The sequence below is a fragment of the Planktophila turicensis (SeqCode) genome, from assembly GCF_965234405.1.
Taxonomy (GTDB): Bacteria; Actinomycetota; Actinomycetes; order Nanopelagicales; family Nanopelagicaceae; genus Planktophila; species Planktophila turicensis.
The window spans coordinates 384,206-404,770 of record NZ_OZ248346.1 but is presented as its reverse complement, the minus strand read 5'-3'; the positions used below and the strand labels follow the sequence as shown (position 1 = coordinate 404,770).

The 20,565-nt window shown below is 48.4% G+C and carries 20 protein-coding genes and 1 tRNA gene; 13 read left to right on the top strand and 8 right to left on the bottom strand.

Annotated elements, in window-relative coordinates:
* Positions 1-7 precede the first annotated feature (7 nt).
* The 6 genes from glgX to AC8GFK_RS02035 all read left to right on the top strand — a co-directional run bounded on the left by glgX (position 8) and on the right by AC8GFK_RS02035 (position 7,110).
* Complete coding sequence (gene glgX, locus AC8GFK_RS02060; RefSeq protein WP_506625535.1) at positions 8-2,122, top strand: glycogen debranching protein GlgX; 2,115 nt, start codon at positions 8-10, stop codon at positions 2,120-2,122.
* A gap of 17 nt (positions 2,123-2,139) precedes the next feature.
* Positions 2,140-3,048, top strand: a complete 909-nt coding sequence (locus AC8GFK_RS02055; RefSeq protein WP_506625534.1) for an ACP S-malonyltransferase — start codon at positions 2,140-2,142, stop codon at positions 3,046-3,048.
* A complete protein-coding gene (locus AC8GFK_RS02050) occupies positions 3,048-4,076 on the top strand; it encodes a beta-ketoacyl-ACP synthase III (RefSeq protein WP_506625533.1) in 1,029 nt (342 codons plus the stop codon). Before AC8GFK_RS02055 ends, AC8GFK_RS02050 begins: the two co-directional genes overlap by 1 nt.
* Before the next feature lie 115 nt (positions 4,077-4,191).
* Positions 4,192-4,440: an acyl carrier protein gene (locus AC8GFK_RS02045; RefSeq protein ID WP_095673267.1), complete on the top strand. Its 249-nt coding sequence runs from the start codon at positions 4,192-4,194 to the stop codon at positions 4,438-4,440.
* A gap of 33 nt (positions 4,441-4,473) precedes the next feature.
* Complete coding sequence (fabF, locus tag AC8GFK_RS02040; protein ID WP_506625532.1) at positions 4,474-5,712, top strand: beta-ketoacyl-ACP synthase II; 1,239 nt, start codon at positions 4,474-4,476, stop codon at positions 5,710-5,712.
* A gap of 9 nt (positions 5,713-5,721) precedes the next feature.
* Complete coding sequence (locus tag AC8GFK_RS02035) at positions 5,722-7,110, top strand: acyl-CoA carboxylase subunit beta (protein ID WP_506625531.1); 1,389 nt, start codon at positions 5,722-5,724, stop codon at positions 7,108-7,110.
* Between the two features lie 5 nt (positions 7,111-7,115).
* Here AC8GFK_RS02035 and AC8GFK_RS02030 read toward each other — a convergent pair whose 3' ends face one another.
* On the bottom strand, positions 7,116-7,871 hold the full coding sequence (locus tag AC8GFK_RS02030; RefSeq protein WP_506625530.1) for an SIMPL domain-containing protein: 756 nt from the start codon (positions 7,869-7,871) through the stop codon (positions 7,116-7,118).
* Positions 7,872-7,890: 19 nt separating this feature from the next.
* The gene (locus tag AC8GFK_RS02025; RefSeq protein WP_506625529.1) at positions 7,891-8,376 is read right to left on the bottom strand and encodes a DUF3145 family protein; all 486 of its coding nucleotides are present in this window, start codon (positions 8,374-8,376) and stop codon (positions 7,891-7,893) included.
* Positions 8,377-8,693: 317 nt separating this feature from the next.
* On the opposite strand from AC8GFK_RS02025, the gene AC8GFK_RS02020 reads away from it, so the two are divergent.
* Complete coding sequence (locus tag AC8GFK_RS02020) at positions 8,694-8,897, top strand: cold-shock protein (RefSeq protein WP_017955223.1); 204 nt, start codon at positions 8,694-8,696, stop codon at positions 8,895-8,897.
* 50 nt (positions 8,898-8,947) lie between these two features.
* Here AC8GFK_RS02020 and AC8GFK_RS02015 read toward each other — a convergent pair whose 3' ends face one another.
* A complete protein-coding gene (locus tag AC8GFK_RS02015) occupies positions 8,948-9,532 on the bottom strand; it encodes a M23 family metallopeptidase (RefSeq protein ID WP_506625528.1) in 585 nt (194 codons plus the stop codon).
* A gap of 25 nt (positions 9,533-9,557) precedes the next feature.
* Positions 9,558-10,514 carry a Brp/Blh family beta-carotene 15,15'-dioxygenase gene (locus AC8GFK_RS02010; protein ID WP_506625527.1) on the bottom strand — a complete coding sequence of 319 codons (957 nt, stop codon included), beginning with the start codon at positions 10,512-10,514 and terminating at the stop codon, positions 9,558-9,560.
* A gap of 48 nt (positions 10,515-10,562) precedes the next feature.
* On the opposite strand from AC8GFK_RS02010, the gene AC8GFK_RS02005 reads away from it, so the two are divergent.
* Both AC8GFK_RS02005 and AC8GFK_RS02000 read left to right on the top strand, forming a co-directional pair.
* Positions 10,563-10,898, top strand: coding sequence for a lycopene cyclase domain-containing protein (locus AC8GFK_RS02005; RefSeq protein ID WP_223298461.1), 336 nt, complete (start codon positions 10,563-10,565; stop codon positions 10,896-10,898).
* Positions 10,895-11,200: a lycopene cyclase domain-containing protein gene (locus AC8GFK_RS02000; RefSeq protein WP_506625526.1), complete on the top strand. Its 306-nt coding sequence runs from the start codon at positions 10,895-10,897 to the stop codon at positions 11,198-11,200. Before AC8GFK_RS02005 ends, AC8GFK_RS02000 begins: the two co-directional genes overlap by 4 nt.
* Before the next feature lie 32 nt (positions 11,201-11,232).
* On the opposite strand, the gene ald is transcribed toward AC8GFK_RS02000, so the two are convergent.
* Both ald and AC8GFK_RS01990 read right to left on the bottom strand, forming a co-directional pair.
* Complete coding sequence (ald, locus tag AC8GFK_RS01995; protein WP_506625525.1) at positions 11,233-12,312, bottom strand: alanine dehydrogenase; 1,080 nt, start codon at positions 12,310-12,312, stop codon at positions 11,233-11,235.
* 47 nt (positions 12,313-12,359) lie between these two features.
* On the bottom strand, positions 12,360-14,468 hold the full coding sequence (locus tag AC8GFK_RS01990) for an alpha-galactosidase (protein WP_506625524.1): 2,109 nt from the start codon (positions 14,466-14,468) through the stop codon (positions 12,360-12,362).
* 58 nt (positions 14,469-14,526) lie between these two features.
* On the opposite strand from AC8GFK_RS01990, the gene AC8GFK_RS01985 reads away from it, so the two are divergent.
* The 4 genes from AC8GFK_RS01985 (at position 14,527) to AC8GFK_RS01970 (ending at position 18,436) form a co-directional block, all read left to right on the top strand.
* Positions 14,527-15,336: an alkaline phosphatase family protein gene (locus AC8GFK_RS01985; protein WP_506625523.1), complete on the top strand. Its 810-nt coding sequence runs from the start codon at positions 14,527-14,529 to the stop codon at positions 15,334-15,336.
* A gap of 13 nt (positions 15,337-15,349) precedes the next feature.
* Positions 15,350-15,423: transfer RNA gene (locus AC8GFK_RS01980), tRNA-Ile, on the top strand.
* Positions 15,424-15,497: 74 nt separating this feature from the next.
* Positions 15,498-17,561: an RNA degradosome polyphosphate kinase gene (locus tag AC8GFK_RS01975; protein ID WP_506625522.1), complete on the top strand. Its 2,064-nt coding sequence runs from the start codon at positions 15,498-15,500 to the stop codon at positions 17,559-17,561.
* Positions 17,558-18,436, top strand: a complete 879-nt coding sequence (locus tag AC8GFK_RS01970) for an NUDIX hydrolase (RefSeq protein WP_506625521.1) — start codon at positions 17,558-17,560, stop codon at positions 18,434-18,436. Before AC8GFK_RS01975 ends, AC8GFK_RS01970 begins: the two co-directional genes overlap by 4 nt.
* Here AC8GFK_RS01970 and AC8GFK_RS01965 read toward each other — a convergent pair.
* Both AC8GFK_RS01965 and xylA read right to left on the bottom strand, forming a co-directional pair.
* Positions 18,433-19,347 (bottom strand): Ppx/GppA phosphatase family protein, encoded by a 915-nt coding sequence (locus AC8GFK_RS01965; RefSeq protein WP_506625520.1) that lies wholly within the window; start codon positions 19,345-19,347, stop codon positions 18,433-18,435. The genes AC8GFK_RS01970 and AC8GFK_RS01965 overlap by 4 nt on opposite strands.
* A gap of 19 nt (positions 19,348-19,366) precedes the next feature.
* Positions 19,367-20,524 (bottom strand): xylose isomerase, encoded by a 1,158-nt coding sequence (xylA, locus tag AC8GFK_RS01960; protein ID WP_506625519.1) that lies wholly within the window; start codon positions 20,522-20,524, stop codon positions 19,367-19,369.
* Positions 20,525-20,565 lie beyond the last annotated feature (41 nt).

Here is a 20,565-nt window from a genome sequence, read left to right as displayed (position 1 = left end):
TAACCCCGTGCTTCCTGCAGACCCGCGAACCCTTGGCGCCACCCTCACTGACGGTGGCTGCAACTTCGCTATCTGGACCAATGCCGCAACGGCTGTCGAGCTCTGCCTCTTTAATGAGGTCAACGGCAAGTTGGTAGAAACCCGCTTCGCCCTTTCTCACCGCAATGGCCCCATCTGGCATGGCTATCTCGCCGGTGTGCGCGCAGGTCAGCGTTATGGCTATCGCGTCTATGGCACATGGGCGCCTGAACATGGTTCACGATTTAACGCCGCGAAATTATTGATCGATCCTTACGCACATAAGCTCGATGGAACGCTTCAGTACGTTCCGCAGATTTATGGCCACGTTTCAACTGACGCAACAGGTGCTGGAGATACTTCGATTCGCGATGATCGCGATAGCGCAGGGTTTGTTCCGTACTCAGTCGTGACTGACTATCGCGCTCGCGACATTAACCGTCCTATCTATTCATGGACTCAAGAAATTATTTATGAAGCGCATGTGCAAGGACTTACTGCAAAGAACCATGAGATTCCTGAAGGTGAACGCGGAACGTATAAAGCTTTGGGACATCCCAGCACTATCTCTCACTTAAAACATTTAGGTGTCACAGCGCTCGAACTCCTTCCTATTCACTCTTATGCAACTGAACCTGGAATTTGGGAACGCGGTCGTAAGAATCATTGGGGCTATAACGCGATTGCATTTTCAGCTCCTCACAGTGAATATGCAGCAACGGATGATCCGGTTTCAGAGTTGCAGTGGGCGGTCGACCAATTGCATAACGAAGGAATCGAAGTCTTTCTCGATGTTGTGTACAACCACACTGCCGAAGGTGGCGTTGGTGGGCCAACGTTAAGTTTTAAAGGTATTGATAACAACGCTTGGTACCGCCATGACAGCAGTGGAAATTATGTTGATGTCACAGGATGCGGAAACACCGTTGCGGCATCTCGCCCACACGGAGTGCGCCACATCATCGATTCACTTCGCTGGTGGGTAGAAGTAGTTGGAATTGATGGTTTCCGCTTCGATTTAGCCACTGCGCTTTACTCAACGGGTTCAGCATTTGATTCATCTCTGATGTCAGCTATCGAATCAGATTCAGTATTACGTAACTTTAAGATGATTGCCGAACCGTGGGATGTTTCGCGCTATTCACTCGGCGACTTCCCGCATCCATGGCGCGAGTGGAACGATCGCTATCGCGACTCTGTGCGTCAGTTCTGGCTGGGCGATCTGGCTCGTGGCTACGGTGAAGGCGTTGCTGATATTGCAGCAGGCATCAGCGGTTCATCAGATGTCTTTTACTACCGCGGCCCAACCTCATCAATCAACTTTGTTACAGCCCATGATGGCTTCACTCTCACTGATTTAACGATGTATTCGGAAAAGCGCAATGAAGCTAACCAAGAAGATAATCGTGATGGCTCCAATGAGAATCGTTCTTGGAATATGGGAGTTGAGGGACCTACTGATGATGCTGCATTGGTCTCACTGCGCCATTCACTGAAGAAGTCGATGATGGCAACGTTGCTGCTCTCTGCTGGTGTTCCGATGATCACGATGGGCGATGAACTCTGTCGCACACAAGCTGGATCAAATAATGCGTATTCCATGCCGCGCAATATGTCTGCAGGTATCGCCGATTCATCTGAAACTTTTATGGGTGGCTGGGCAAATAATTGGGATCTCAATGAACTTCAACGCGATATGCGCGATTCAGTCTCTGAGTTAACACGCATTCGCAAGACGTACCTCGCAGATGTTGCAGCAGAATTCTTTACAGGTCGCGTTGATCTTGGAACGCAACGAAAAGATATCGCCTGGTTTAGCTTGGGTGGTCGTGAGATGACTGAAGATCATTGGGCTGATGGTGAAAAGCGAAGCCTGACTGTATTAATTGAAGCCGGTCCTGATCGCGGATTACTTCTCTTCCTTAACTCCTCACGAGAAGAAACTGCGTTCACTCTTCCTGATAGCAAGTGGGGAACAAGTTTCCGCCGCATCTTTGATGCATCCTCTTTTGTAGATACACACGAACCAATCATCAAAATGCCATCAGAAAAAGTGAATGTTTCGCCACACTGCGCTCAAGTCTGGCTAGTTACTCGTTCGTAATCCTTTATATTAAAGACATGCTCGCAATCATCGCTCCAGGACAAGGTTCACAAACTCCCGGAATGTTAAGCGCATGGCTTGAAGATGCGCAGATTCGCACTTTGGCACAAGAAATATCAGATGCAATTGGTCTTGATGTCGTACGCCTTGGAACAACTGCAGATGCCGATGAGATTAAAGATACGGCTAACGCTCAGCCACTCATCGTTGCTGCAGGCTTGATGAGCGCGCATGCTCTTGGCGCAACCGGTTCATTTTCATATGTTGCCGGGCACTCTGTTGGCGAAATTACTGCCGCGGCTATTGCAGGCGCACTCACACCAATTGATGCAATGAAGTTAGTTCGTGCACGTGGCGTTGAAATGGCAAAAGCTGCAGGAGTTACTCCTTCTGGAATGGCCGCAGTTCTCGGTGGAGATCGCCAAGTGGTCTTGAGTGCAATTGCAGATCTAGGTCTGGTTGCAGCGAATGACAATGGTGGTGGCCAGATCGTTGCCGCCGGAGACCTTGATGCAATTGCACAACTTGCACCCGAAGGAGCGCGTGTTCGCCCACTTGCTGTGGCGGGTGCGTTTCACACCTCTTATATGCAACCTGCAGTCGAACCTCTGCGCACACTTGCTGCAACGATGACAGCGTCAGAGCCAAGTGTTGGAGTGCTTTCCAATAAAGATGGTGCAGTCGTTAAAGATGGTGCGGAAGTACTAGAGCGCATCGTGAATCAGATTGCTAATCCAGTTCGCTGGGATTTGTGCATGGAGACTCTCGTTTCACTTGGCGTTACCGGAGTTATCGAAGTCGCACCTGCAGGAACGCTTGTAGGTTTGATTAAGCGCGCTGCGCCATCTATCGAACAATTTGCTTTCAAGAGCCCAGAAGATCTTGATGCAGCGCGTGCCTTCGTTGCAAACCACGGAGGTAAGTAATGTCAAAGATGATTGCATCAAAGACAGGTAGCGAGAGCCAGATTCTTGCCGTCGGTTCATATCGCCCGAAGCGTCTTGTCCCTAACTCTGAAATCGTCGATCGCATTGAATCAAGTGATGAATGGATTCAGCAGCGCACAGGAATTGAATCTCGTCGCTTTGCAGATGAGACAGAAACCGTTCTCGATATGGCTACATGGGCAGCTGAAGATGCACTGAAGAAAGCAAAGCTTTCAATTACTGATATCGACACCATCATCGTTGCAACAATTACCTTTCCGTTCCAAGCTCCATCTGCTGCAACTGCAATCCTGCAACGCTTAGGCCACCCCAAGGCAGCAGCTTTTGATATCAATGCAGCCTGTGCTGGTTTCTCGTATGGCGTTGCTATGGCGCACGATTTCATTAAATCTGGAACCTCAAAGACTGTTCTTGTTATTGGTGCAGAAAAGATTTCTGATTTCACAGATCCTGATGATCGCGCAACTGCATTCATCTTTGCCGATGGCGCAGGAGCAGTTGTTATCGGTGCCTCACAAGATGCAGGTATTGGCCCAGTCGAATGGGGCTCAGATGCTGATAATCGCGATGCGATTCAGATGAATCCTTCTTGGATGGAAGTTCGCGATACAGAGACACAGCTGACTAAAGCCGGCAGCAAGTGGCCAAATATTTCTCAAGAAGGGCAGAAAGTTTTCCGCTGGGCAGTATTCTCAATGAGCAAGGCGGCGCTGAAGGCTCTTGAATCAGCAGGACTTACTGTCAACGACATTGATGCATTCATTCCTCATCAGGCAAATGTGCGCATCATTGAAACGATGGCAAAAGAGATGGATATGCCAGATTCTGTGATCATCGCCGATGACATTCGCAAGAATGGCAATACATCTGCTGCATCGATTCCTCTTGCAATGGATGCTCTCTTGCAGAAACATCCTGAGCTTCACGGCAAATTAGCGCTACTCATTGGATATGGCGCAGGTCTCGTTTACGCGGGACAAGTTGTGAAATTACCTCCAAAACCATAATTTTTTTGGGATTACCCGCCCGTTTACTGGGAAGTAAGCCCTCCTTTCGTAGACAATTGCAACCTCAAGAAATGAAGTACCGGTTACACCAGATAACAACAGAGAAGGAAACACAATGGCGCTTTCACAAGCAGATGTACTTGCAGGAATCAAAGAGATCGTTGAAGAAGTAGCGGGTATCCCAGCTGCATCAATCGAACTGGATAAGAACTTCACAGAAGATCTCGAAGTTGACTCACTTAGCATGGTTGAAGTTGTAGTTGCATGCGAAGAGCGCTTTGGCGTAAAGATTCCTGATGAGAAGGTAACTGAACTCGCTACAGTCGGCGATGCAGTCAACTTCATCGTTAACGCTGCTGCATAAGTAAAGATCCAAAAGAAGAATTGATCTAGCGGTATGTCACAACGTCGCGTAGTCGTTACAGGCTTAGGTGCAACAACGCCCCTTGGTGGAGATGTGGATTCGACATGGAAGGCCTTATTGGCCGGCCAGTCTGGTGTCCGTCTTCTCACCGAAGATTGGCGTGAGCTCCTACCTGTGCACTTCGCTGCGCGCGTTGCGACAGAACCTGCAGATCAGATGGAGCGCGTTGAAATGCGTCGCCTCGATCGTTCAGAGCAGTTCGCTCTCGTTGCATCTCGCGAGGCCTGGAAAGATGCAGGCTCACCTGATGACATCGATAAGGAACGTCTTGGCGTAGTAATCGCCTCAGGAATCGGTGGAGTCATCACCCTCCTCGACCAATTTGTTAACCTCAACGAAAAGGGCGCACGCGGAGTCAGTCCACACACTGTTCCGATGTTGATGCCTAATGGTCCAGCTGCAAATGTTGGCCTCGAACTTCAAGCAAAGGCTGGCGTGCATACACCCGTCAGCGCATGCGCTTCCGGTGCCGAAGCAATCGGCTATGCCTTTGAAATGATTAAGAACAATCGCGCCGACATCATCGTTACCGGTGGAGTTGAAGCTGCAATCCACCAGCTTCCGATGGCTGGCTTTGCTGCGATGAAAGCACTTTCTACTCGCAACGATGCACCTGCTCGCGCATCACGTCCATACGATGTTGATCGCGATGGCTTCGTACTTGGCGAAGGCGGCGGAATCCTTGTTATTGAAGAGTACGAACATGCCAAGGCGCGTGGTGCAAAGATTTACTGTGAAATCGGCGGACAAGGTTTAACCTCTGATGGTTATCACATTGCAGCCCCAGATCCTGAGGGCAGCGGCGTACAGCGCGCAATCAAATTCGCTCTAGCGAACTCTGGTTTATCTACAAAGGACATCGTGCACCTCAATGCACATGCAACCTCAACTCCTGCAGGCGATGTTGCTGAAGCTAATGCACTTCGTAAAGCACTCGGTGCGGATGCAGATCACGTTGCAGTTTCTGCAACAAAGTCGATGACAGGTCACTTACTGGGTGGCGCTGGCGCAATTGAATCCGTCTTTATCGTCAAGGCTCTACAAGACCGCCTTGCTCCCCCAACAATCAACATTGAAAACTTAGACCCAGCTGTGACTGTCGATGTCGTTCGCGACACACCTCGTCAACTTCCAGCGGGAGATATCGCAGCGCTCAATGATTCTTTCGGTTTTGGTGGCCACAACGTAGTACTTGCATTTAAATCGCTCTAATCTAGAGCCATGGCAACACCGATCAACCCACTTGATCCTGAATCACGTATAGCCACACTCCTTGATGGTGGCAGCTACGAACTTCTCATACCTCGCACCGATTGCGGAATGGTTGCAGCCACTGGCCTGGTTAAGGGAAATAAAGTCGTTGTCTTTGCATCTGATCCCACAATTAAAGGTGGCGCACTCGGCATGGAAGGCTCGCAAGTAATTGTTCAGGCATATCGCGCCGCAATGGGTGGACAAATTCCTGTCATCGGAATCTGGCACTCTGGTGGTGCGCGTTTAAGTGATGGCGTTGCATCCCTCAATGCATTCGGTGAAGTCTTTCAAGCGATGGTTACAGCAAGTGGTCGTATTCCGCAGTTATCCCTTGTGCTTGGACCAACTGCTGGCGGCGGTGCCTATGGGCCCGCACTTACAGATGTTGTTGTTCTTGCACCCGAAGGTCGCATCTTCGTAACAGGTCCTGATGTCGTGAAATCTGTAACGGGCGATATCGTCGATATGGCTCTACTCGGTGGACCTGAAGCGCACAGTAAGAATTCCGGCGTTGCACATGTAATTGCGCCTTCTGAAGAGGTTGCCTTCCGCGAGATTCAAGATCTTGTCTCGCTCTTTGCCAACCAAGGGCTGATGTCGCCAAACGTTGATGATGTTCCTCTTGCCCATCTTGTTCCTGATTCAGCGAAGCGAATTTATGAAGTACATCCGTTGGTTGATGCCATTCTCGATAAAGATGGAGAGAAGCTCGAACTATTGGATATGTGGGCCGAAAACATGACGACTGTTATTGGTCGCCTAGGTGGTCGCACAGTTGGAGTGATTGCAAATAATCCTCAAGTAATCGGCGGAGTTCTAGATTCTGCAGCAGGTGAAAAAGCTGCGCGCTTTGTTCGCACCTGTGATGCCTTCGGTATTCCACTCGTTGTGATTGCAGATGTCACCGGCTTCTTACCTGGCATCGGACAAGAGTGGGAAGGCGCTGTGCGACGCGGTGCAAAGTTGCTCCATGCATTTGCTGAAGCTGTTGTTCCACGCGTTACCGTTATTACACGTAAAGCTTATGGCGGAGCGTTTGTTGCGATGAACTCAAAATCACTCGGTGCCACACGCGTATTTGCTTGGCCACAAGCAGAAGTTTCCGTGATGGGCGCAGTTGCTGCTGTGCGCGTTCTACATCGTCGTTTACTTGCTGATCTTCCTGCAGATCAGCGTGAGGATATGGAACTAGAACTTGCGGCAGAACATGAAAAGGTTTCTGGTGGCGTTGCACGTGCAATTGAAATCGGCGCAGTTGATGAAATGATTGAGCCAGATAAGACTCGTAGCGCTATTGCAAAGGTTTTGGCAGAGACTGAATATCGCCGTGGTTCACACGGCAATATTCCTCTGTAGTCCTCTTACTTAACTGAGAAGGTTACTGAGACTGTTGATGTAACAGTCTTTTCAATGCTTGATGTGTCATAAGCACCAGTATCTTGAGTCATCGTTGAATCCGGTGTTGTCACCTGGAATACGCCTGAGCGAACTGATTGCACTGATCCAACCTTGCCACCCACCGCCTTGGTAATTGCTTCAGCGCGGATCTTGGCATCCTTCATCGCTTCTTCAAGAAGTTGTGGGCGAAGCTTAGGAAGAGTTGAAAGGTAGTACTGAGGTCCGTAGTTATTAACGGTCACGCCCTGCTGCAAGATTGTTCCGATTCCTTGCGAAAGCTTTGAAACAAGTTCGACATCCTTTGAGCGAACAACTACATCACGCGATGCGCGGTAGTTCAGAATCTTGCCTGTGTTGTTGCCGTTGACCCATTGCTCGTTCGCATAAGTAGAGACAGAGCCAAGTGTCAGCTCTTCTGCCGGAATTCCACCATCGGTCAAATATTTGCTCACTGCTGCGACATCGTTTCCGACTCTGGTGACAGCTTCAGAAACTGTTGGACGTGTCAGTGAAACATTGAGCGTCCACACAACGTTATCGGCAGTTGCAGATGTCTTCGCAGATCCAGTGACTGTAATTCCATTTGCATTACGTGCTGCAAATCCTGCACCAACTTTGACGAGTCCACCGCCTAGGGCAATCGCAAGAATAAGAGCGATTGCGATGTAGAGAATCGAGCGGCGGCGTTCAGTTGAGGTCATAGGTGCTTGAGTTGTCATGGTCTAATTCTATCTCCACTTAGATAGCGCGAAGTCGCGCAACTTCTTGAAGGTCGACGCCTCGATAAGGCTCGAGTGCTACCTCCCATTCATTTCCAAGAGTTCTCTCGAGATTCTCACGAACCTCTAACTCATCAAAGTGCGCGAGTGCCTTACGAATTTGATCTTCGCTAATGAGAATTGTTCCAACTTGGTCGACAGTTGCGCGATGGATTCCAAGTTCAGGGGTAAATCTAAAGAGTTCGCCATTATGTGTACCGAGTTCGCTGACTTCAAAGCGCAGGTAATGCCATCCCTTAAGCGCTGTTGCTATCTTGGCAGCCGTGCCAATGGGTGCACGGAATTCGAGTGAAGTGCGAACGGTGCCAGGAGTAAGTGGTTGATCGCGCCAGAAGATTTGTTGAGGTGCACCCAACAGTGAGTTAAGCCCCCATTCAATATGTTGGCGCAGCGCAGTAGGCGCGGAGTGGATGACGACCAGACCGGCGAGGTTTTTTTCATGCATGTGGTGCTCCTAGCAAGGTGCGATTTGTGCGACCTTCCCCGATCCACAACGACTACCAATTGCTAGTGAGTGCTCTATTTATACAACTTTCCACCGACTTTGTGAATATGAGCGTTTTAGAGCTCTGATTTGAGCGTGATCGATGGAAACTGGGAATAGGAATACGCGGAAGTAGCAGGTACCCTTATTCCTAGTCGGACGCTTTATCAGTACCCGTTGTTAGATTTACTTCTTTACTCGGTATGGCTGTAGCAAGACGAAGACTGGAGTTTGAGGAATTCTCGAACTCCCAACATATCGAAGGAATAGTAAAAAATATGGCAACAGGTACAGTTAAGTGGTTCAACTCTGAAAAGGGTTTCGGTTTCATTGCAGTTGATGGTGGCGGACAAGATGTATTCGTTCACTACTCAGCAATTCAGGGAAACGGTTACAAGAGCCTTGAAGAGGGTCAGTCAGTTTCATTCGAGGTCGTCCAGGGTCCAAAGGGTCCTCAGGCAGACGCAGTGAACGCTAACTAATTTCACTTACGAATAAGGCCCGCCGAGAAATCGGTGGGCCTTATTTTTTTCTACTTTTTTGGCTCAGGCGGAATCTCGCCTACTTTAGCTTTCAGCGCCGCAACTGCTTTCACGGGCGATAAATCTTTTCCACTCTTCCATGCATCGAGATACTTCCAAGGAAGAACTTCACCGCGGCGAACCCACCAAATATCTGCAGGCGTTGGCCATGAAATACCGAAGTGAAGGTGTGGCGCAGTTCCGCGTGCGCTGCCAGTTGATCCGATTGCGCCCAATACTTGTCCAGCCTTAACTTCTACTCCAGGTTGAATGCTTGCCGGAATTGAGCGTAGGTGAGAGCCGTAATAACGAACTCCATCTTCTCCGATGATCGAGACATAAAGACCGCCGCGATCAATTCCTAGATTGGTTTTACCGCTCCATTTATCAACCCGATTTACTTCATCGACAATTCCATTGATGGGGGCGACAAAGCGGCAGCCAGCCTTTGCCAAAATATCTGTCGCTGCATAGTCGTGATGTGCGCGCGCATAATTAACGTCGCAATTTGCTACAGGGAAGAGATAGACCGGTGCTGCTTGAGCTGAAGGAACTGATGTAAAGACAAGAGTGAGCAGAAGTATTTTTCTCAACATGCTGCGAAGCCTAACTAATCAGGGGTTAATCCTTGAGAGCGGCGCGGTCTAACTTGGCTGTGACAATCATGTGAGGAACGGTCAGCGCCCAGATTGTGACCAAAGTAAGCCAGAGAAAGTGATCGCTGATATTTTCACGAGCGATTGCAGCCAGCAGAATAACGAATATAAATGTGCCGGCCAGTGCCGGTAGCCCTGGAATAACCGCATAACTAAATGCCTTAAAGCCACGTGATTGTTGATACGCAGCCTGTGAACGTGGAAGCAATGAGGTCAATCGCGCTGTGTGGCGCATTGCATGCCAGCAACCAAAATAAATAGCGAATGAGACAAGCGGCGGAGCAATCGATGCAAGCCCTGCCAGAAGTGCAATATCCACTGCATCGCGATAGCGCTTTCGGGAGATAAGAATCAGAAGGCTAATGGTTGCAATTGCCGCAACGATGATTTGAATCTCTGATGTAAATCCATAGTGCCAATCAACTAAGTTCTCATTTACCTTCTCAAGAGCTTCAGTGCTTCGGCTCTGCACAAGAGGAATGACAACTGGAATCAACCCGCCTGCCGAGGCGTAAGCAAAGACTGGAATAGCTCTCTCTGTGCGGCCTTTCTCACGATCAAGTTCTGCAATAAATGCACTATCGCCGATTCCAAAGTGAGTTGCACTCATGAGCACTACGGCAATAAACCCATAAACGTTCCACTGCAAAATCGCCCAAATAGCGGCAAGTGCAATAGCCACATATATAACTATGAAGAAAGCCATCAGCAGAGGCTTAGATTTTGGAAGAGTTACCAAGTGATCGAGTGATCCATGCGGAATGCCTACTGCCAAAGCAAGAACTGCAATTGCTACCTGCCAATTGAGTGAATCGGCACCGAGCCATGAAGAGAAGAGCAAAGAGAGGGCGATTCCGATTGCTGCAGCAAGGGAAGATGCGGTTCGGACTGTTGAAAAGGTTCTCAACTTTGCTGTGTCCATAAACGTCACAGTAGCAAGATTCATGAGGATGTATGCAAAAATACGAATATGAAACAGTGGTCATATATGGCGATGCTGATTTTCACCTTCTGCGGATCTGCTTGGCTCGAGATTTACCTCAAGACGGGTGTTCTGCGCCGCATCAAAAGAGTCGCAATCAGCGTTCTACCAATCAGCATCCTCTTCCTGGCATGGGATGCCTATGCGATTGCACAAGGCCATTGGTTCTTTGATCGTGAACAAATTTTAGGAATTTACGGCCCGCTCAATATTCCGCTTGAGGAATATCTCTTCTTTATGGTGATTCCGATGGCAGCAATCTTCACTATCGAAGGTGTGACCACCGTGAAACCACATTGGCGAAAGGATGAATTCGGCGAATGATCTATTCAGATATTGCGATTACCGCTTTTGCTATTGCTGTCATGGTCGACCTCTTTGTGTTTAAGACATCGATGCTTACACGACCAGCGTTCTGGACTTCCTACGCAATCATCTTGCCATTTCAATTCTTAACAAATTGGTGGCTGACTTCAAGAAATATCGTCATGTACAACCCTGAAGCAATCATGGGGCTACGACTCTTCTCCGCCCCTGCCGAAGATGTTCTCTTCGGCTTCGCGCTCTTGTTGGGCGTGATGGGGTTGTGGGAAGTCTGGGGCCGTAAAGGCTTCCAGCGCCACTAACGATTCAAGAATTAGCTTTTCAAGAAGCTGATTTAACCATGCGCTGCAGCAACTGCGGCGTACATGATCTTTCCTTCATGCACATTCAACCCAGCAGCTAGCGCTGCATCATCTTCAAGAGCCTTCTGCCAACCCTTATTGGCAAGGGCAAGTGAGTACTTGAGCGTTGCATTGGATAGCGCTGCTGTTGATGTTGCAGGAACTGCACCCGGCATATTTGCCACGCAGTAATAGAGAGAGTTATGAACCTTAAATGTTGGATCAGCATGTGTTGTTGCATGTGAGCCTTCGAAGCATCCGCCTTGATCGATAGCAACATCGACGAGAACGGATCCTGGCTTCATCTTTGCAACCATTGCATCTGTAACAAGCTTTGGAGCTGCCGCACCTGGAATAAGTACGCCACCAACAACGAGATCTGCTTCCATGCAGTATTGCTCGATTGAGTATGGAGATGAAGCAACGGTCTTAACCTGGCCATGGAACATTTCATCAATTTCGCCAAGGCGCTTGAGATTGATATCAAGAAGAGTGACATCGGCACGAAGACCGATAGCCATTGCAGCAGCAGAAACTCCTACGCTTCCACCGCCCAAAATTACGACCTTGCCTGGAGCAACTCCAGGAACTCCCCCGAGTAATACTCCGCGTCCCCCAGCTGGGCGCTGAAGTGCAGCTGCGCCAACTTGAATAGACATACGTCCTGCAACTTCTGACATAGGAGCAAGTAACGGAAGGAAGCGATTGATTTCAACTGTTTCGTAAGCGATCGCAGTGATTCCTGATTTAACAATGGCATCGGTGCATTCGCGTGAAGCTGCAAGGTGGAGATATGTGAAGAGGATCTGGCCCTTACGCATGCGGTGGTATTCCTCAGCGATTGGCTCTTTGACCTTGATGATCATCTCGGATTTCGCCCAGACTTCATCGGCGGTATCGAGGATTGTCGCTCCAGCTTTTACATAATCAGCATCGGTAATTGCCGAGCCAACGCCTGCGTTCTTTTCAACAAAGACCGTGTGGCCAGCGATGACGAGAGAGTGAACTCCTGCCGGTGTAGTTGAGACTCTAAATTCGTTGTTCTTAACTTCTTTTGGGATACCGACAAGCACAATTAACTCCTATAGTCGACGTTGACTGGACTTAACCGATGCTACTCCTAAAGAGCTTTAAAGTGGAATAACAGCCCGGTCTCTGGCTTTAAGACTGGAAGTTGTAGCCCAATATGTGCAAGTTGATCGCCAGTTAAATTGAGTGCTGGCCACCAACCTGGCGCCTTCTTCTGAATGAAGTCAGATGCACTTAACTCTTCAACAACGCTGACTTGATACATAGTCTCTTTATCAAGTCCGTCGAAGGTTGTCACAAGTGGTCCGAAGTTATCTGCAGAGGTGAGTTGCATATAGGTAAAGATTGCTTCCTTCTTATCGAGTGCAACCGTGCCATATAACTGGGCATCGCCAATAATTTCATCGCTGCGAACAACTGTTCCTGAATGAAGAAGATCGCGGTGCTTCTTATAGAAATTGATATATGCCTTAAGGGTCTCGGTCTCTTGCGCATCTGCTTCGTTGATGTTCCACTCGATTCCAGCGTGGCCAAAGAGTGCATTGAGCGCGCGGAATGAAACTGAATGGGTGCGGTGCATCTGATGTCCCACGGTTGGACCAACGTGAGTACCAAGGAACTCTGGTGGAATCACAAGGCCTGTCCAGCGTTGAATTTGTTGGCGCTCGAGTGGATCGTTCTGATCAGATGTCCAGAAGCGATCTGCATGATCGATCATGCCAAGGTCAATGCGACCACCACCTGAAGAGCAAGATTCAATTTCAAGTCCTGGGTGGCGCTTCTTCAGTTCATCGAACATGCGATAGATGGCTTCAGTCTGCTTGCGCACAACAGGGCGCCCATCTGAAATCGGATCCGTTAAATGACGATTGTGATCCCACTTGATGTAGGCGATGTTGTACTCAGAGAGCACTGCATCTACTTGGCTAAGCACATGGTTATAGGCGCCCTCTTTTGTAAGGTCTAAAACTTGCTGCCAACGACCTTCAACCGGAATACGTCCAGGTTCCTGCAAAATCCAATCAGGATGAGCGCGATACAAATCAGAGTCGCGATTGACCATCTCGCCTTCAAACCAGAGACCGAATTCGATTCCCTTGTCATTGATGTACTTAATGATTGGAGCAAGGCCATTTGGCCATGCATCTTTTGAGACAACCCAATCACCAAGACCTGCGCGGTCATTGCGGCGTGAACCAAACCAACCATCATCTAAAACAACGCGCTCGACTCCGATTTCAGCAGCCTTATCAACCATCTTTCGGATGCCTTCTTCATTGTGATTGAAGTAGACGGCTTCCCACATATTGAGTGTGAGCGGACGTGGGCGAACCTTTGTAATGTGATTGGTGCGCGAGCGAATCCATGTGTAGTGATTATTGGTAAGGCCATCAAGACCGCGATCACTAAATGTTGCAACGGCGCGAGGTGCTGCATAGCTCTCGCCCTTCTTCAAAATTACTTCACCTGGAAGTAAGTACTCACCTGCACCGATTGATTTATGACCATCTATCAAACGCTCGACGTGATGAATGTTGTTTCCAGACCATGCCATGGCAAGTGACCAGGCTTCACCATGACGGAATCCTGTGTTGTGGTTTAGTGCTACCTGCGTAATTGTGTAATCGTGGCCTGATCGACCTTCAAAACCTTCGCGAGTTATAACGCCGTAATCGATCGAGCGGCGTTGCGGCTGACGTTCCTTTGTCCAATGTCCGTAGAAATCAAGAACTTGATCTGCTTGTTCGGCCAGCGGTAACCAGTACAAGAAGTGCTCGAGGAAGTAATCTCCTTCAGATGTATTTGTGACCTTCGCATTTATCAACAAAATATCTGATGGTGTGAGCGTGTAAGTCATTTCAATTTCAATTCCAGCGATTGCATCTGTGAAGACTGCAATCATCGATTGATCTTTTTGAACCGCGCTCGTTACTGAGAAGGAGTTAGATGCGTTTACTCCCCCGCGATGACCGCGAAGTGCAGGATGACCAATCCATCCACGTGCATGTTCGCGAAGAATGAGGTTGCCAGGTGCAACATCAAGGCCGCCATGGAAAGCAGGCTTGGTGCGCGCTGCACGAATTGATTCAGCAGCGGCCTTATCAATAGCACCTAACTTCTTGCCCCAATAAAGAACTTCAAGTGAGTCCCCATCGTGAGCGAAGATGATTGATGAGCGCGATTGGCTGAGGTGAATCATGGGTGAATCCTACCGATAGCTCTAGAGCGAAAGTAGAGCAATGTCCTACTCTTTCTCGATGACTTCGCAGACCAAAATCCTTCTCATCGGTATTGATGGTCTGATGCTTCAACGCGCTATTGACTCTGGGCGTGCACAAACTTTGGCCGCACTTCGATCTAATTGCTACTACAGCGATATGTCTGTCGATATGCCCACTGTTTCTGGTCCCAGTTGGACAACTTTGCTGACGGGTGTGACTCAACAGGTACACAAGGTCGTTAATAACGAGTACACAGATCACAGCCTGGACTCAGCGCCAGATTTCTTATCTCAGGCCGCTTCTCGCAATTCCGAAATCAGAACATACGCCGCTGCTGGCTGGCCACCCCTCATTGATCCCAACGACGTCGGTCCTGTGATTAGGACGAGGAATGAAGATCAAAAAATAGGAAAGCATTCGATATTTGTCCGCGATGGTGAAACGCATGGTTATGAAACCGTAGACGTTGAAGTTGCAAATGACGCAATCGCTTTCATCGAAGAGAATGGCCCCGACCTTAGTTTTGTTTATTTCTGCGGAGCTGATGAAGCAGGACATTTGGATGGAACTGTTGAAGGCTCCTACTTTGATGCAATCGAAGGAATTGATGGCTTAGTTGCACAACTACATCAAGTGATTCTTGCAAGACATCAGAAGCACGATGAAAAGTGGCTCATTGTGATTACAACTGATCACGGCCATCGTGATGAAGGTGGACATGGCGGAGACAGCCCACAAGAGCGCGCATCATTTGTGATTGCGCAGGGAATCGGTATTCAGCATCCGTCGTGGCCTGCTCAAATCAAGCCTGAAGAGTTAGTCGGACAAATACTCTTGGCACTATAAGATTGGCGACGACGAGGCGGTAGCTCAGTTGGTTAGAGCCCCGAACTCATAATTCGGTCGTCGTCGGTTCGAGCCCGACCCGCCTCACATTTATTGATCTTCAATGACTAGGTTCATCTAACGATTACCTGATGTTCACCTACTTAAGCCATTCTTATCCGGTGAAAGAAGTTGTAGCCCCTTATCAAGATCGAGAGCTCACCTGGCTCGACTTCGATACCCGCGTCCTCGAACTCACTGAGGATCCAACCATTCCCCTTCTCGAACGACTTCGCTTCTTAGCCATCTTCTCCTCGAACCTTGATGAATTTTTCATGGTTCGTGTTGCTTCAGTGAAAGCCAAAATTGAACGCGGAAGCACCACCGTTAACTCGGCAGGCTATGCACCAAAAGAACTCCTCAAGGTTGTGCTTAAGCGCACACAAGAGTTGGTCAACATACAAGCTGATCGCTTCCGCGATGTCATCATTCCTGAGTTACGTGCTGAAGGAATCGAATTTGTAAAGATTGCTGACCTCACTGATGATGAACGCGAGCATCTCAAGGATTACTACAACAACCGAATTTTTCCGGTTCTTACCCCGCTTGTCGTTGATCCATCACACCCTTTCCCATATATCTCTGGTCTCTCACTCAACATCGGCGTTAATATCGAATCAAGTGAAGATCACGACATCAGCTTTGCTCGAGTAAAAGTTCCTTCAAATCTGCCACGTTTCATCAGAACTTCAGATACCACTAAATTTAGATTTGTCTTGATTGACGAACTTATCGCTGAGCACCTTGCTGAACTATTCCCAGGCGTGAAGCTCAAGGATCATTTCTTCTTCCGTGTGACTCGTAACCAGGATCTTGATCTTGATGAAGATGAGACTGATGACATCCTAGAAACGATGGAGAAAGAACTCACTCGCCGTCGCTTTGGACCACCTGTTCGCCTTGAGGTGGATAAAGTCATTCACGCAGATGTTCTCAATGAACTCATGGACGAGCTTCAGATTGAACCGCACGATGTCATTAAGTACGACTCACCGCTAGATCTTCGTAGCCTCAATCAGATTGCAGACCTTGATTTCCCACACCTGAAGTACAAGCCTTTTAGAAGTGAGACTGCGCACGAACTTCGTGATGTAGACCCTGAATCAACAGATTCATTCTTTTCTGCAGTCCGTAAGGGTGAAATTCTTCTGCACCACCCATATCAATCCTTTACTTCATCGGTTGTGAAATTCCTTGAAAACGCTGCTCGTGACCCACATGTTTTAGCGATTAAGCAGACGCTCTATCGCACATCTGGTGACTCACCAATCGTTGAAGCTCTCATTGAAGCCGCCGAAGCAGGCAAGCAAGTACTTGCTGTAATTGAGATTCGTGCTCGCTTTGATGAAATGGCGAATGTACGCTGGGCGAGAAAACTTGAAGAAGTAGGTGTTCACGTTGTGTACGGCCTCATGGGACTTAAGACGCACGCCAAGCTCTCACTTGTTGTCCGCGAAGAAGGCGATGTACTTCGCCGTTACTGCCATGTCGGCACCGGAAATTACAACCCTAAGACGGCGCGTTTCTACGATGACCTTGGAATCCTGAGCTCAGATCCGGTTTTAGGTGAAGATCTTTCAAGACTCTTCAACGAACTCTCTGGCTATTCAGCTAAGCATGATTACTCGCGACTTCTAGTGGCGCCTCATAGTCTTCGTAACGGACTTATCGCACGAATCAAGCGCGAAACAAAGAATCACTTAGACGGAAAACCATCTTGGATCAGGCTCAAGCTCAATTCACTGCTCGATGAGCAAATCATCGACACTCTCTATGAGGCAGCAGATGCAGGCGTCAAGATTGAAATTATTGTCCGCGGTATCTGTGCAATTCAACTCAACAATCAAGCACGTCGTGACAACATCAAAGTACGCTCAATTCTTGGCCGTTTCCTTGAGCATTCACGTATCTACTACTTCCGCAATGATGGCGCTGAGGATTACTTCATCGGCAGCGCTGATGTTATGCACCGAAATTTAGATCGCCGCGTTGAAGCGCTGGTTCGAATTGAATCTGAAAAACATAAGGAATCGCTGAAATCTATTCTTGATGATTCCGTATCTGATACTTACTCAACCTGGAGCCTCAACGATGAAAACAAATGGGTCCGAAACGTTAAAGATCACGACGGCAAGTTCTTGGTGAATTTCCAAGATCACTTCATCGAGAAATTTAATCGCGCATGATTAGAGCCGCTGGCGCACTTTTATGGCGTGAATTAGGCGATCGATCTATAGAGATCGCACTCATCCATCGACCAAAGTATGACGATTGGACTCTGCCAAAGGGCAAGATAGAGGAAGGCGAAACCGCGTTGCAGTGCGCGTATCGAGAGTTGATTGAAGAGACTGGAATTAAAGCTGCATTTACTCGCCAGCTTGGATCTGTGGAGTATGAAGAAAGTGGACAGCGCAAGAGAGTTATCTTCTGGGCTGCACATTGCGCACTCGACGCAAGCGCATTTATCCCAAATGAAGAAGTTGATGAAATGTGCTGGCTGAGCGCCGAAGATGCTCTTGTCGCCGCTACACATGGATCAGATAAAGAAATCATTGAGAACTTCATGAGCCAAGAGCCGCTCACAGACACCCTCATCATTCTCCGCCACACCAAAGCCCTAGAGCGTGGCGACTGGGATGAGGAAGATTCTCAGCGCACCCTTAATGAAGTTGGTCTTGATCAGGCGCAGTTACTGATTAAGCATCTCGAGCCTTTTGCAATCGAAGAGGTGTACACCTCAGATTATCTTCGCTGTGTCCAGACAGTTACTCCGTTAGCTCATTCTCGCGGATTGACTATCACTCAGGTACCAAGTCTTAATGAAGAGACTTTTGAGACAGACCCGCTTCGATCAGTTTCTTTCGCCAATGCCCTCAAGCAAGATGAGAAGAACATCCTTATCTGCAGCCACAACCCGGTGATTCCAACAATGTTGCGCGGGATTCTCAATACCAAGTTGAAGAATAAAGATTTAATCAAGCTTGAACCAGGTGATGCTTGGATAGTGCATCGCGTCCGTGGAGAGATAGTCGGGCTCGATTACTTAAGTATCAGTAATTAACGTTCAATCCAGTCGAGGCGATGGAGAACTATTCCTTCGCGAAGAGCCCACGGACAGATACGAATCTCTTTCAACTCAAGTGTCTGCATTAACTGTTTAGCAACCATGGCACCTGCAACAATCTGTGGGGCGCGCTCTGCTGATACGGATTGAAGTTCTTTGCGTGCATCGACATCAAGAGCTTGAAGCTTAGGTACCAACTCTTCGAGAGCATTTAACGTTAAGTGTGGTCCTAGCTTTGGATAATAATTCTGGGCGAGCTTTGCCAAAGTACGGAAGGTTTTACTTGTTCCGGCCGCGTTATCTTTCTCAAAGGTAGATAGCGAAGATGCAAGTGGTTCGATTTTCTCTTCGAGGTATTCCTCCAGCGCTTTAAGCGACTTGGAGGTAAATGGATCGCCCTTGAGAAATTGACGAGTGAGGCGTCCGGCGCCAAGTTGCATAGAAGTTTTAAAAGTTGGGTCTTCTTCTGCGCCTCGCGCGATTTCAAGAGATCCCCCACCGATATCGAGTACGAGTAAGTCTCCAGAAGACCACCCTAACCAACGTCGTGCTGCAAGGAATGTGAAGCGTGCTTCTTCTTCGCCACTCAGTACTTGAAGATCTATGCCGCAAGCTCTATTCACATGAGCGATAACTTGATCCGAATTTGTTGCTTCACGAATTGCAGAAGTTGCAAAAGCTAGAAGTTCATCGATATCTAGGTGTTCAGCGCTCTTCATATTGCTCTGAATTGCATCCGTGATGCGATTAATACCAAGATCGGTAATTGCACCGGTCTCATCTAGATACTCAGTAAGTCGAATAACTGACTTGTGAGATGAATTAGGAACTGGCGGACCACCAAGGTGGCCATCGACTACCTGTAGATGAATGGTGTTGGAGCCAACATCTAATACACCAAGTCGCATTTGCGAAGTCTAACGAGTGTTAGGGAGTAACACCCATCAAATGCTCCATAGCGAGTTGGTCGAGGATTTCATATCCATAACCGCGTTTTCCAGCTGCATCTGCATCGAAAGAATCTCTTGCAAGATCCTTCCATGTCTCACCAGCTGCAAGAGTTGGCTCTGAAAGACCTGGAATATTTGATTCCTTCATCGCTGCAATGACACGTGGATCCTTGCGGAATGCCGCTGCGCGCTCCTTGAGAACTAAGTACATGCGCATATTCGAAGTTGCAGATGCCCACACACCTGAATCACCATCGGTGCGTACAGGCTTGTAATCAAAGTGCTTCGGTCCTGAATATCCGTAGCGCTCAAGAAGATCGACGAGGAAGAAAGCGCTCTTTACATCGCCATGTCCAAAGACGAAGTCCTGGTCATACTTTGGACCGCGCTGACCATTGAGGTCGATGTGGAATAACTTGTTCTGCCACAACGCTTGTGCGATTCCATGAACAAAGTTGAGGTTCGCCATCTGCTCGTGGCCAACTTCTGGGTTAAGACCAACCATCTCTGGGTGATCGAGCATTTCAATAAATCCAAGTGCATGGCCAATAGTTGGAAGGAAGATATCTCCACGTGGCTCATTTGGTTTTGGTTCGATTGCGAACTTAATGTCGTAACCCTTATCGATGACGTACTGACCAAGGATGTTAAAGCCTTCTGCATACCGCTCGAGAGCAACGTAGGCATCCTTTGAGCTTTCAGATTCAGCGCCTTCACGTCCGCCCCAGCAGACATAGATCTTGGCGCCCAGATCTACTGCGAGATCAATATTGCGCATCGCCTTGCGAATTGCAAAGCGACGGATATCGCGATCGTTGCTTGTGAGTGCACCATCTTTAAAGACGGGATGGCTGAAGAGGTTTGTTGTTGCCATCGGAACTTTCATTCCGGTCTCAGCAAGTGCTTTCTTAAAGCGATCGATATGTCCCTGACGTGTTGAATCATCGGATCCAAATGGGAATAGATCATCATCGTGGAAAGTCACACCATAGGCACCACGAGCAGCGAGTTCATTGACTGTGCGAACTGGATCGAGAGCTTCACGGGTTGGATCTCCAAAGGGATCGCGTGCTTGCCAGCCGACAGTCCAGAGACCGAATGTGAATTTATCTGCAGGTGTAGGTGTGTAGGTCATACTCTGACCCTATTCGAAAATGCCTTACTTCAAAAGTATTT